General features: G+C 63.4%; 10 protein-coding genes. 5 read left to right on the top strand and 5 right to left on the bottom strand.

All coding sequences use genetic code 11. The annotated features are described in order from the left end of the window. The first annotated feature begins 179 nt into the window (after positions 1-179). The 5 genes from C380_RS00045 (at position 180) to C380_RS00025 (ending at position 5,112) form a co-directional block, all read left to right on the top strand. Positions 180-692: a DUF2147 domain-containing protein gene (locus C380_RS00045; RefSeq protein ID WP_015011837.1), complete on the top strand. Its 513-nt coding sequence runs from the start codon at positions 180-182 to the stop codon at positions 690-692. Further along, positions 689-1,411 (top strand): cytochrome c biogenesis CcdA family protein, encoded by a 723-nt coding sequence (locus C380_RS00040; RefSeq protein ID WP_015011836.1) that lies wholly within the window; start codon positions 689-691, stop codon positions 1,409-1,411. Before C380_RS00045 ends, C380_RS00040 begins: the two co-directional genes overlap by 4 nt. A gap of 36 nt (positions 1,412-1,447) precedes the next feature. After that, complete coding sequence (locus C380_RS00035) at positions 1,448-2,029, top strand: thioredoxin family protein (protein ID WP_015011835.1); 582 nt, start codon at positions 1,448-1,450, stop codon at positions 2,027-2,029. A 72-nt stretch (positions 2,030-2,101) separates the two neighbouring features. Further along, on the top strand, positions 2,102-3,424 hold the full coding sequence (locus C380_RS00030) for a serine hydrolase (RefSeq protein ID WP_015011834.1): 1,323 nt from the start codon (positions 2,102-2,104) through the stop codon (positions 3,422-3,424). Positions 3,425-3,471: 47 nt separating this feature from the next. Continuing rightward, entirely contained in the window at positions 3,472-5,112 is a 1,641-nt protein-coding gene (locus C380_RS00025; RefSeq protein ID WP_015011833.1) for an AMP-binding protein, read from the top strand. Positions 5,113-5,189: 77 nt separating this feature from the next. Here C380_RS00025 and C380_RS00020 read toward each other — a convergent pair whose 3' ends face one another. The 5 genes from C380_RS00020 to dnaA all read right to left on the bottom strand — a co-directional run bounded on the left by C380_RS00020 (position 5,190) and on the right by dnaA (position 12,173). Next, on the bottom strand, positions 5,190-5,603 hold the full coding sequence (locus C380_RS00020; protein ID WP_015011832.1) for a YkgJ family cysteine cluster protein: 414 nt from the start codon (positions 5,601-5,603) through the stop codon (positions 5,190-5,192). A gap of 218 nt (positions 5,604-5,821) precedes the next feature. Continuing rightward, complete coding sequence (locus C380_RS24165) at positions 5,822-6,640, bottom strand: DUF3800 domain-containing protein (RefSeq protein WP_015011831.1); 819 nt, start codon at positions 6,638-6,640, stop codon at positions 5,822-5,824. A 48-nt stretch (positions 6,641-6,688) separates the two neighbouring features. Further along, positions 6,689-9,307: a DNA topoisomerase (ATP-hydrolyzing) subunit B gene (gene gyrB / locus C380_RS00015; protein WP_015011830.1), complete on the bottom strand. Its 2,619-nt coding sequence runs from the start codon at positions 9,305-9,307 to the stop codon at positions 6,689-6,691. A 155-nt stretch (positions 9,308-9,462) separates the two neighbouring features. Beyond that, positions 9,463-10,581, bottom strand: a complete 1,119-nt coding sequence (dnaN, locus tag C380_RS00010; RefSeq protein WP_015011829.1) for a DNA polymerase III subunit beta — start codon at positions 10,579-10,581, stop codon at positions 9,463-9,465. A 167-nt stretch (positions 10,582-10,748) separates the two neighbouring features. Beyond that, complete coding sequence (dnaA, locus tag C380_RS00005; RefSeq protein ID WP_015011828.1) at positions 10,749-12,173, bottom strand: chromosomal replication initiator protein DnaA; 1,425 nt, start codon at positions 12,171-12,173, stop codon at positions 10,749-10,751. Between the last annotated feature and the right edge of the window lie 371 nt (positions 12,174-12,544).

Genomic DNA, 12,544 nt, shown 5'->3' with positions numbered 1-12,544 from the left:
GGCGGCCATTGTCCGGGCTTTGGCGTGCGTGCGGTGGGGCGACTTCGGGCCCGTATGTATCTGAACTTGTCTGCCCGGCGCGCCGACAAGCGCGCATACCAAAAGCCCCTGGCCAGACAAATCGCCGATACCTGCGCTGGCTTCAATGCGGTCTTCCTGAACTTCACGAGGACCTTGCCATGAAACCATTCATCGCCGTGACCGCGCTGCTGACCCTGGGCCTGGCGCAGGCAGCCAGCGCGCAAGAGGCTGCGGCAGCGCCGCCAGCCGCTGTGGCGCCTGCACCGGGTGCAACCCATCCTAAAGCCCCCTTGGGCCGCTGGATCACCGAGAGCGGCAATCTGGAAGTGAACATCGCCCCCTGCAACCCCGCCGGTGGCAACGCCCTGTGCGGCAAGGTGGTGCGGGTGCTGGCCAACCGCTCCATGAGCGCGCCGGGCGCTGACATGGCGGCGGCCGACGCGCGGCCTGCACTGGGCATGACGCTGCTGTCGGGCCTGCGCCCGGCGGAGGGCGGCAGCAGCGAGTACCAGGGCGAAATCTACAACCGCGAGAACGCCAAGACCTACCGCGTCAACCTGACGCCAGCCGAGCCGGAGCAACTGCTGGTGCACGCGTACGTGGGCATTCCGCTGTTCGGCAAGACCCAGGTGTGGCGCCGCCCAGCGGCCGAGCAGGGGAGCGGGCAATGACCATGGCCACCACCTCGCCCTGGCTGGCCGTGGCCGCCGGCATGCTCACGGTGGGAGCGCCCTGCGTGTTGCCCATGCTGCCCGTGGTGCTGGGGGCCTCAGTGAGCGGTGCCGACTCAGCGCGCCGCACACGCCCACTGTTCATTGCCCTGGGCTTTGCGCTGTCGTTCGCGGCCGTGGCACTGCTGTTCAGCAGCTTCACGCAGGTGCTGGGTGTGTCTCAGGAAGGCCTGCGCCGGCTTGCCGCCGTGATGCTGCTGGTGTTTGGCGTGCTCACGGTGTGGCCCCGGCCGTTCCAGTGGCTCAGCCAACATGCGGGCGGCGTGCTCAACCGCATGGCCAGCCTGGGCATGGGCAGCGGGGGCGGCAACTGGGGCGGACTGCTGCTGGGCCTGAGCCTGGGCGCGGTCTGGACACCCTGCGCCGGGCCGGTGCTCGCCTCCATCCTCACCCTCATCGCTACCGAGCCACCGGGGGTGGGCACCGCCGTACTGCTGCTCGCGTATTCCACCGGCGCAGCACTGCCCATGCTGGCCATTGCCTATGGCGGCCAGGCTGCTGCCACCCATGTGCGCCGCATTGCACGCCACGCACACCGCGTGCAGCAGGTGTTTGGCGTGGTGGTCATTGCCATCGCGCTGGCCATGCTGTGGGAGGTGGATGGGCAAATCACCGTCTGGCTTACGCAGTTTTATCCCTCGGGCTGGGGCGGCCTGTAAGGGGCGACACCCCACCGATTGCAAGGAGCTTTCACCATGACATTGCACCCCTCTTCCCCGCGCTTTTCCGAGCGTCGTGCCTTTTTGGCGTCGATGGCCGCTGCACTGGCGGCCCCCGGCTTGGCGTATGCAGCGGGCCCCTCCAGCCCCGCCAGTCCCGCCGCCGCGTTGCCCGACCTGGGCGCTGCGCCCGAGTTCACCGGCATCGAGCGCTGGCTCAACTCCGAACCGCTGAGCCTGGCGCAGTTGCGCGGCCGCGTGGTGCTGGTGGACTTCTGGACGTACGCATGCATCAACTGCATCCGCACCCTGCCCCATGTGAACCGCTGGGCCGAGCAATACACGCCCCAGGGGCTCACCGTGGTGGGCGTGCACACGCCAGAGTTTCCGTTCGAGCGCCCGACCGCCAACGTGGAAGCCGCCATGCGCCGCCATGGCGTGAAGCACCCGGTGGCACAGGATAACCGCTACGGCACGTGGAAGGCCTACAGCAACCAGTACTGGCCCGCCACCTACCTCATCGATGCGCAAGGCCGCATTCGCTACAAGCACTTTGGCGAAGGCGAATACGAGCGCACCGAAGGCGTGATCCGCACGCTGCTGGCCGCGCCGGGCTGATCGGCCCGACCGATTCCGTTTTCTTTTTTTGTTCTTCCCCATCTCACGTTTCTTGACCGAGGCCTTCTCACCATGCGCTCTCTTCATCGCCACCTCACCCCTTCCTTTACCGCCGTCGCCCTGGCTTGTACCCTGCTGGGGTTTGCGCCTGCCAGCCAGGCCCAGGCCCCCCAGCTGCCGCCGCCAGACGCCACCAACCCCGTGACCCTGCAGCTGATGCAGGGCTTCCCTCCGGCGCCCGACAAGATCGTGCGCCTGGCCAACATCCTCAAGTACCCCAACGTGCGCTGGGCCGCGCAGCACCTGCGCGAACTGGGGCCCACGGCCACCATCTGGCGGGGTGCCGCCGCGCCCAGCGCACTGCCCGCCGCGCCGCGCGCCTTGCCCGACACCCTGGCGTTTGCTGACGACAAAGGCGCGCCCACCACGCTGGCCGACTGGCAGAAGGCCACCTACACCGACGCCCTGCTGGTGCTGCACCGGGGCCGTGTGGTGTACGAGCGCTATCACATCGGCATGCAGCCGCAGCAACCGCATGTGCTGTGGTCCATGAGCAAATCGCTGGTGGGGCTGCTGGTGACGGAGCTCATCCAGGAAGGCGCCATCGACGCCGGTGCGCGCATCGTGCGTTACCTGCCCGAACTGGCCAACAGCGCCTGGGCCGATGCCACCGTGCAGCAGACCCTGGACATGACCACCAGCGTCAAATACGCCGAAGACTTTGCGGACCCCACCTCCGGTGTCTTTCAGTACCTGGCCGCTGCGGGCCTGCAGCCTGCGCGCCCCGGCAGCAATGGGGCCAAGAGCATGGTCGAGCATCTGCCCACCGTGCAGAAGGACGGCGAGCACGGCACCGCGTTTGCCTACAAGTCGGTGGACACGGAAGTGCTGGGCTGGCTGCTGCAGCGCGTGACCGGCAAGAGCTACGCCACGCTGCTGTCCGAGCGCATCTGGTCCAAGCTGGGAACGCAGGAGGACGCGTATGTGTTTGCCGATGCCAACGGCGGCCAGTCCACCAGCGTGGGCGTGAACGCCACTTTGCGTGACCTGGGCCGTCTGGGCGAGATGCTGCGATCCAACGGCCGCTTCAACGGCCAGCAGATCGTCTCGCCCGCCACCATTGCCGAGCTGCGCAAAGGGGCCGACCCCGCCCAGTTCAGCAAGGCCCCGGGCACGGCCATGCGCGCGGGCTACTCGTACCACAACCAGTGGTGGATACCCCACGATGCCGATGGCACCTTTGAAGCCAAAGGCCTGATGGGCCAGCACATCCACATCAACCCGGCGGCCGAGCTGGTGGTGGTGAAGTTCTCCACACACCCCGTGCCCAACACCGCCTTCACCCACGCGCTGGACCGGCAAGCCTTCGCCGCACTGGCCAAGGCCGTGCGCTGAGCCTGCCCGCACATTGTTGCTCCACCCTCATCGAGGACCGTTTCACCATGTCCCCCCAACCCTGGCTGGCCAGCTATGGCGCCATCCCTGCCCACATTGATCCCGACAGCCATCCCAGCATCGTGCACCTGCTGTGTGCCGCCATGCAGCGGTACGCGCATCGGCCCGCATTCACCTGCCTGGGCCAGACGCTGACCTACGCACATGTGGACCAGCAATCCCGCGCGTTTGCGGCCTACCTGCAGAACGTGCTGCGCGTGCGCAAGGGCGACCGCATCGCCGTGATGTGCCCGAACCTGATGGCGTTTCCCATCGCCATGCTGGGCATTGCGCGCGCAGGCTGTGTGCAGGTCAACGTGAATCCGCTCTACACCCCGCGCGAGCTGGAGTACCAGCTACGGGACGCAGGGGCGCGGGTGATGGTGATCTATGCCGGGTCTACCGCCACCCTGGCCGCCATCCAGGACCGGGTGGAACTGCACAGCATCATCACCGTGGCACCCGGCGACGGCACTGCGGCCGACCTGGCAGGCCCGCCGGTCGATGCCCGCCTGCACACCACCACCTCGTTCGCGCGCGCCCTGGCCGAAGGCGCCACCCTGCCCTTTGCACCACCCGTGCTGGAGGTGGGCGACTTGCTGTTCCTGCAGTACACCGGGGGCACCACGGGCCTGTCCAAGGGCGCCATGCTCACGCACCGCAACCTGGTGGCCAACGTGGAGCAGTTCAAGGCCTTCGTGCCCGATGCCCTGCGCCCCGCACAGGAGGTCGTCGTCACGGCCATTCCGCTGTATCACATCTTCGCGCTCATGGTGAACCTGATCAGCTACTTTGCGGTGGGTGCGCGCAACTGGCTGGTGCCCAACCCGCGTGACCTGGACGGGTTGATCGACGTGCTGAACGCCGCGCGCCCCAGCGTGTTCATGGGGGTCAACACGCTGTACGCCGGGCTGGCGGCGCACCCCGGCACGCAGGGCGTGTACTTCTCCAACCTGCGGCTGGCGGGCGGCGGCGGCGCTGCCATCCTCCCCTCGGTATCCGCCCGCTGGCAGGCCAGCACCGGCCAGTTCATCCGCGAAGGCTACGGCCTGAGCGAGACCAGCCCCGTGGTGGCCTTCAACCTCGCATCGGTCACTACGTTCAGCGGCAGCACCGGCCTGCCCCTGCCCTCCACTGACGTGCGGTTGCTGGATGACGAGGGCCACCCCGTGCCCCTGGGCCAGCCTGGCGAGGTCTGCGTGAAAGGCCCCCAGGTCATGGGCGGCTACTGGCAGCAGCCCGAGGCCAACGCAGCCGCCTTCACCCCCGACGGCTACTTCCGCACCGGCGACATCGGCCAGCTGGACGAGCGCGGCTTCCTCAAGATCGTGGACCGCAAGAAGGACATGGTCATCGTGTCAGGCTTCAACGTCTTTCCCAACGAAGTCGAGGCCGTGGCCACCGCCTGCCCCGGCGTGCTGGAATGCGCCTGCATTGGCGTGCCGGACGAGAAAACGGGCGAGGCGCTGCGGCTGTATGTGGTGCGCGCGGCGGGCACTGCGCCACCGGTGGATGCAGACCAGATCGCAGCCCATTGCCGCGCCGCACTCACCCCCTACAAGGTGCCCCGGCAGATCGTGTTTGTGGAGGCCCTGCCCAAGTCCAGCGTAGGCAAGATCCTGCGCCGCGAATTGCGCGACATGGCGTGAGCGCGGGGAGCGGTGGATTCTGAGGCGGCGGGCTTGCGCAGATGAGATTTGCGAGACACCTCAGCGCGTGTCTGTCATCAGCCCCGCCGCTGCAGATCCCGCGCCCCGTAAGCGCAGTAACCCGGCTTGGGACTCTTCTTCTGCGGGTGCAGGCGGCAAGTCTCGGGCCGCTTGTCATACACCGTGCACAGCCGCGTCTTGGGGTCGAGAAAGTTGCAGTCTCCACTCGCCCGCCGCGCCATCGTGAAGATCGCGTTCTTGTGGTTGAAGTGGTCGATCAGCCGCGCCTTTTGCAGCCGCTTGGCAATGTGGCGGATTTCTTCATGCTCGGCCTCGAACGGGTCCACCAGTTCCAGCCGCACCAGGTCCGACAGCTGCACTTCCAGCGGCATCGTGCAGCAGTTGGCCGCGCAGGTGTCGCACAGGCCTGCGCGGTAGCGGGTCCAGGTGTCCAGGCGGTCTACGTCAACGATGGCGATGGGGGAGCGCATGCTTGAACTCATTGCTGACAATCAGAACAACAAGGACTGCGGTCATGGGGTTGCGACGTATCTTGTGCTACACACATTGAGCCTATTCCAAGATGGATGGTGGAACTAAGCATTGCGCTTAGCTAGCGAAGAGTTGCTACAATCACGTTAGGCATAGCCTACGAGGTTGCCGATCATTGGTAGCCGACAAAAGCCCGCAATTGCGGGCTTTTGCTTTTTTAGGCTGTCGGGAAACAAGAGTACTTGATGCCTTGTAGACCGTTTTCTTCAGTACAAAGCATGTCAAGTAGCTTGTGATTGTCCTTTAGAGCTTTGTAGTTTCGGTCATTTGTGTCGTATCCACCTCTACAAGCTGGCCATAGAACAAGGTCAGCAAGTTGCATAAGCTTGGAAGATTTGGTGCGAACACCAAACTCCAATAGCGCAGATTTCAACTGAACATTGGTGAGCGGCCTGTATTTCGCAGAGTTACTTTCGTTGAATGGGAGCCCTTTGGATCGCATGTCATCAAAGTAACTTTTCATTCGTGATTCAGTTTTGATGTCACTGCGCTCTACAAATACGCGCATGCGTGCTTCGTGATGCAGTGCGAATTTAGCGGCGCGTTCGACAGCAATGTTGAATGCCGTTTTGCATAGGCTCCATCGCCTTTGCCCGTACTGCGCCAAGTAGCGAGCGTTATAGCCAGGTCTGTGAACGACACACGCAAGAACAACAATTGGACTTTCAATAATGAGCTGGGTGAGATCACCGTAAAACTCATTTTGAATTTCTTTGGTTAGGCCGCCAAGCCAGCCAAACCCTCCATTCCGATTTCGTATGTTGTAGGACCTAAGAGGAGCCTCTCCGACCTGATCCCATTTCGCTCTGAAATTGTCGATGCGATCTTCAACAGCAGCCTTCTGTGTGACGTCTACGATCAATCCACCCAATGCAAACCAGTCTGGCTCTTTATTCTGGAGGTCTGGCTTGCGATCAGGATCTCTTGATCCTGAGTCATCCATGTAAAAGAGCAGTTCGTTTTTATGCTTCTGCATTTAAGTGTTGAGGGATGAAATTGGTCAGGGTTAAGATTTTTCTCATCCTCAAACGTCAATATTCCCCGCCCGCAGCGCATTCGTCTCAATGAAGTCCCGGCGCGGCTCCACCTCATCCCCCATCAGCATCGTAAACACGCGGTCCGCTTCGATCGCATCGTCGATCTGCACGCGCAACAGGCGGCGCACATTGGGGTCCATCGTCGTTTCCCACAGCTGCTCGGGGTTCATTTCGCCCAGGCCCTTGTAGCGCTGGCGGCTGGTGGTGCGTTCGGCTTCGGCAATCAGCCACTTCATGGCCTGGCGGAAGTCGCCGACCTTTTCTTCCTTCTGCTTGTCGCCTTCGCCGCGCATCGCCTTGGCGCCTTCGGCCAGCAGGCCGCGGAAGGTTTCGGCGGCTTCGGCCAGGGCGGCGTAGTCGGCGCCGTGCACGAAGTCTTGCGTGATGACGCTGCTTTTGATGTTGCCGTGGTGGCGGCGGCTGATGCGCAGCAGGGGCTTGTCGGTGCGGGCGTCGAATTCGCCGGCCACTTCGGCGGGTGCGCCGGTGGTGTTCAGTTCGCGCAGCTTGGCTTGCAGGGCCACGGCGCTGGCTTCGGCATCTTGCACGGAGTCGAGCTTGAGGCTCACACCGTCGGCAATCGCGCGCAGGGCTTCGGCGTCCATGAAGTTGCCTAGGCGGGCGATGACGCTTTCAGCGATCTGGTGTTTGCGCGCCAGCTCGGCCAGGGTTTCGCCCGTCAGGGTTTGCGGGTTGGCGCCACCGGTGGTCACGCTGGCGTGGTTCAGCGCAATGCGCAGCAAGAAGCCGTCGAGCGCGGGGGCGTCCTTGAGGTACAGCTCTTCCTTGCCGGCCTTGACCTTGTACAGCGGTGGCTGTGCGATGTAGATGTGGCCGCGCTCGACCAGCTCGGGCATCTGGCGGTAGAAGAAGGTGAGCAGCAGGGTGCGGATGTGGGCGCCGTCCACGTCGGCGTCGGTCATGATGATGATGCGGTGGTAGCGCAGCTTGGCCACATCAAAGTCGTCGCCGCCCGTCGTGCCACCGGCCTTGCCGATGCCGGTGCCCAGGGCGGTGATCAGCGTGAGGATTTCGTTGCTGGTCAGCAGCTTTTCGTAGCGGGCTTTTTCCACGTTCAGGATCTTGCCGCGCAGGGGCAGGATGGCCTGGAATTTGCGGTCGCGGCCTTGCTTGGCAGAGCCGCCGGCGGAGTCACCCTCGACGATGTATATCTCGCACAGGGCGGGGTCTTTTTCTTGGCAGTCGGCCAGTTTGCCGGGCAGGCCCATGCCGTCGAGCACGCCCTTGCGGCGGGTCATTTCGCGGGCCTTGCGGGCGGCTTCGCGGGCCTTGGCGGCCTCGACGATCTTGCCGCAGATGATCTTGGCGTCGTTGGGCTTTTCTTGCAGGTAGTCCGTCAGCAGCTTGCCCACGATGTCTTCGACCGGTGCGCGCACTTCGCTCGACACCAGCTTGTCCTTGGTCTGGCTGCTGAACTTGGGCTCGGGCACCTTCACGCTGAGCACGCAGCACAGGCCTTCGCGCATGTCATCGCCAGTGACTTCAACCTTGGCCTTCTTGGCCAGCTCGTTCTCTTCGATGTACTTGTTGATGACGCGGGTCATCGCGGCGCGCAGGCCGGTGAGATGGGTGCCGCCGTCACGCTGGGGAATGTTGTTGGTGAAGCACAGCACTTGCTCGGTGTAGGCGCTGTTCCACTGCATGGCCACTTCCACGCCGATGTGCGTGCCGGGGATGCCACCGTACGTCTCGGCTGGGCGCTCGCCTGCGGCGTAGAACGAGGTGGGGTGCAGAACGGTCTTGCCCTTGTTGATGAACTCGACAAAGCCGCGCACGCCGCCGGCGCCGGAGAAGTCGTCTTCCTTGCCGCTGCGCTCGTCCTTGAGGCGAATGCGCACGCCGTTGTTCAGGAACGAGAGTTCGCGCAGGCGCTTGGCCAGGATCTCGTAGTGGAAGTCGTTGTTCTCTTTGAAGATCTCGGTGTCGGGCAAAAAGTGCACTTCGGTGCCGCGCTTTTCGGTCTCGCCGGTCACCTTCATAGGGCTGACTTCAAAGCCGTCCACGGTGGCCAGCAAGCGGTCTTGCACAAAGCCGCGCGCAAATTCGATCTGGTGCACCTTGCCTTCGCGGCGCACAGTCAGGCGCAGCCATTTGCTCAATGCGTTCACGCAGCTCACTCCCACGCCGTGCAGGCCGCCGGAGACTTTGTAGCTGTTCTGGTTGAACTTGCCGCCTGCGTGCAGTTCGGTCAGGGCAATTTCTGCCGCCGAGCGCTTGGGCTCGTGCTTGTCGTCCATCTTCACGCCGGTGGGGATGCCACGGCCGTTGTCGGTCACGCTGATGGAGTTGTCGGTGTGGATGGTGACGACGATGTCGTCGCAGTGGCCGGCCAGGGCTTCGTCGATGGAGTTGTCCACCACCTCGAACACCAGGTGGTGCAGGCCGGTGCCGTCACTCGTGTCGCCGATGTACATGCCGGGCCGCTTGCGCACGGCCTCCAGGCCTTCAAGGATGGTGATGGCGCCTTCGCCATAGCTTTCGCTGGCGCCGGCCTGGTTGGTGTCGATCTTGTTGACGGTGGGCTCCACATGGCCGGAGACGCCGGAGGATTCGGGCTCGGAGGGAATGTTGTTGTCAACGGTCATGGTGGGCCTTGGGATCCGTGGAAACCGGGGTTTCCAATATGTTCAATGGTCAAATTGGGCGCAAGCGCATATTGAATATGCGCTTGCAGCTATCAATACAGTAGCAATTGCAGTGTGGCGATGCAACGGTGAAGCAGGGCGGGTGTCACGCCGCCTCAGATGCGCATGGGCATCACGACGTACTTGAAGCTGTCGTTGTCTGGGATGGTCAGCAGCGCAGAGCTGTTGCCATCCGAAAGCTCCACCTTCACCATGTCCTGGCCCATGTTGGCCAGGGCGTCGATGAGGTAGGTCACGTTGAAGCCGATCTCGATGGTGTCCCCACCGTAGTCGATGTCGAGCTCGTCCACGGCCTCTTCCTGCTCGGCGTTGTTCGACGCCACGCGCAGGGTGCCGGGCTCCAGGTTCAGGCGCACGCCCTTGAACTTGTCGCTGGTCATGATGGCCGTGCGCTGCAGGCTGGCCAGCAGCGGGGCGCGGCCCAGGGTGACGCTGTTCTTGTGGTTCTTGGGGATCACGCGGTTGTAGTCGGGGAACTTGCCCTCTACCAGCTTGGTGACGAACTCCATGCCGCCAAACGTGAACTTGGCCTGGTTGTTGGCGAACTGCATCTCGATGTGGGGCTGGTTCTCGCCACCCGCGTCGGACAACAGGCGCTGCAGCTCGATCACGGTCTTGCGCGGCAGGATGACTTCCTGCTTGGGCACTTCGACGTCCAGCGTAGCGCTGGCAAAGGCCAAGCGGTGGCCATCGGTGGCGACGAGGCTCAGGGTCTTGCCCTCGGCCACGAACAGGATGCCGTTGAGGTAGTAGCGAATGTCCTGTACGGCCATCGCAAACGACACCTGGCCCAGCAAGTCCTTCAGCGTCTTTTGCGGCACGGCGAACACGGGGCCAAAGGCGGCGGATTCCTGCACCAGCGGGAAGTCTTCAGCCGGCAGGCTTTGCAGCGTGAAGCGGCTCTTGCCGCCCTTGAGGATGAGCTTGGACTGGGCCGATTCAAGGCTCACGGTCTGGTCACCGGGCATGGTGCGCAGGATGTCGATGAGCTTGCGCGCGCCCACGGTGGTGGTGAAGTCGCCGGTGTCGCCGCCCAGTTCGGCGGTGGTGCGGATCTGGATTTCGAGGTCGCTGGTCGTCAGCTGCAGGGCATTGCCCGTCTTGCGGATCAGCACATTGGCCAGGATGGGCAGCGTGTGGCGGCGCTCGACGATGCCAGCCACGGACTGCAGAACCGCGAGAACCTTGTCTTGTGTTGCCTTCAGGACGATCATGTCATCAACCTCTTGTGGATTTTCTAAACCGGTGCGTCGGCAGCGGCACGGGTGGTGCCCCCCCTGCTGCCCAATCCGTCATTTTGCCCTGTAAGCGGCTGTTCGCCTTCTTGGGTGCGCAATGAACAAGTTCTTACAGACACCCGCCTCAGGGAGCGCATGGGGCATCAGCCTTTCAGCGTCTGCTCCAGCACGTGCAGCTGCTGGTTCAGCTCGGTCAGCTGCTGGCGCTCGCCCGCAATCTTGCGCACGGCATGCAAGACGGTGGTGTGGTCGCGCCCGCCGAACAATTCTCCGATCTCGGGAAGGCTCTTTTGCGTCAGCTCCTTGGCCAGGTACATCGCAATCTGGCGCGGGCGGGCAATGCTTGCCGGGCGCTTCTTGCTGTACATGTCGGCGACCTTGATCTTGTAGTAGTCGGCCACCGTCTTCTGAATGTTTTCCACAGAAATCTGCCGGTTCTGGATGGACAGCAGATCTCTGAGGGCTTCGCGTGCCAGCTGGATCGAAATCTCTTTCTGGTTGAAGCGCGAGTACGCCAGGATCTTGCGCAGCGCGCCTTCCAACTCGCGCACGTTGGAGCGCACGTTCTTGGCGACGAAGAAGGCCACTTCTTCGGGAATCTCAGTGCCTTCGACGCGCGCCTTGTTGATCAGGATGGCCACGCGCATTTCGAGCTCGGGCGGCTCGATGGCGACCGTGAGGCCCGAGTCGAAGCGAGATACCAGCCGCTCATGGATGTTGGCCAGCCCCTTCGGATACGTGTCCGACGTCATCACGATGTGCGACTTCTTGGCCAGCAGGGCCTCGAACGCGTTGAAGAATTCTTCCTGCGTGCGGTCCTTGTTGGCGAAGAACTGCACATCGTCGATCAGCAGCAGATCGAGCGAGTGGTAGCGCTCCTTGAACTCGTCGAAGGTGCGGCGCTGGTAGGCCTTAACCACATCCGACACGAACTGTTCGGCGTGGATGTAGAGAACTTTGGCGTCGGGCTTGTCCTGCAGCAGGCGGTTGCCCACAGCGTGCACCAAGTGGGTCTTGCCCAGGCCCACGCCGCCGTAGATGAACAGCGGGTTGTACAGGTGGCCGGGCATGCCCGCCACGTGCATGGCGGCCGAGCGCGCCATGCGGTTGGCCGTGCCTTCCACCAGGGTCTCGAACGTGAGGGCGGCGTTCAGCCGATTGCGGAACGCGCCCGCCGTGGCGTCGTCACTGCTGCTGGACGGGGCTTCGGCCGGTGCTGCGGGGCTGGCGGGTTCTTGCGCAGTGGGCCGCACATAAGTACGGGCAACGGATTCGCGCTGAGCGAGCGCTAACTCCAGCGTGACCGGCTGGCCGTACAGGCCTTCGAGCAGCGCGGCAATGCGGCCCGCGTATTGGGCACGGATCCAGTCGAGCTTGAAGCGGTTGCCCACAAGCAACGTGACTTTGGAAAAGTCTTCGGCCACTTGGGCCACCAGGGGCTTGATCCAGGTGTTGAATTGTTGTTCTGGCAGGTCTTGCGCCAGTTGCTCTACGCAGGCTTGCCACAGGCCCTGACCGGCATCTGCGCCGGGCGAATGGGGGGGGCTGCGGGTGGGTTCCTCGATCATTGCGGGGGAATTCTTATTGTGGATAGGAGGAACGGTGTGAGGCGGCGGATTGTAGCTTGTCAAGGAGTTATCCACAATTTGACGGCGGCTGTCATCCGGGGGAATCCGGGGTTGCCAGGCCGGGCCGATGGGGCCTGAAACGGCTGGGCGCCGCAGCCTCTGCGGCGCGCCGATAAAGGCCTGCCTTCCAAAAGGCATTGCCAGTCGGCCACAAGCCTGCGATAATTTTGGGTTTCCCTGAATGTGTTCAGGGTGATTTGACCCGGCGCGCCGTTATTTCTGCCCCGTGGGTCTGTCTTCAGGCGGTGTTTCATACACAGCGTGGTGTACAGATTGCAGGGGGTTCAAGAGCAGCAGTCCGGAACTGAACC

The sequence above is a fragment of the Acidovorax sp. KKS102 genome (assembly GCF_000302535.1).
In the GTDB taxonomy this organism is placed as follows: domain Bacteria; phylum Pseudomonadota; class Gammaproteobacteria; order Burkholderiales; family Burkholderiaceae_C; genus Acidovorax.
This window is presented reverse-complemented; position numbering and strand designations above follow the sequence as displayed.

What these genes read in the sequence shown, in the direction of transcription:
- C380_RS00045 (WP_015011837.1), top strand. Translation starts at nt 180, where the DNA reads ATGAAACCATTCATCGCCGTGACCGCGCTGCTGACCCTGGGCCTGGCG.
- C380_RS00040 (WP_015011836.1), top strand. Translation starts at nt 689, where the DNA reads ATGACCATGGCCACCACCTCGCCCTGGCTGGCCGTGGCCGCCGGCATG.
- C380_RS00035 (WP_015011835.1), top strand. Translation starts at nt 1,448, where the DNA reads ATGACATTGCACCCCTCTTCCCCGCGCTTTTCCGAGCGTCGTGCCTTT.
- C380_RS00030 (WP_015011834.1), top strand. Translation starts at nt 2,102, where the DNA reads ATGCGCTCTCTTCATCGCCACCTCACCCCTTCCTTTACCGCCGTCGCC.
- C380_RS00025 (WP_015011833.1), top strand. Translation starts at nt 3,472, where the DNA reads ATGTCCCCCCAACCCTGGCTGGCCAGCTATGGCGCCATCCCTGCCCAC.
- C380_RS00020 (WP_015011832.1), bottom strand. Translation starts at nt 5,603, where the DNA reads ATGCGCTCCCCCATCGCCATCGTTGACGTAGACCGCCTGGACACCTGG.
- C380_RS24165 (WP_015011831.1), bottom strand. Translation starts at nt 6,640, where the DNA reads ATGCAGAAGCATAAAAACGAACTGCTCTTTTACATGGATGACTCAGGA.
- gyrB (WP_015011830.1), bottom strand. Translation starts at nt 9,307, where the DNA reads ATGACCGTTGACAACAACATTCCCTCCGAGCCCGAATCCTCCGGCGTC.
- dnaN (WP_015011829.1), bottom strand. Translation starts at nt 10,581, where the DNA reads ATGATCGTCCTGAAGGCAACACAAGACAAGGTTCTCGCGGTTCTGCAG.
- dnaA (WP_015011828.1), bottom strand. Translation starts at nt 12,173, where the DNA reads ATGATCGAGGAACCCACCCGCAGCCCCCCCCATTCGCCCGGCGCAGAT.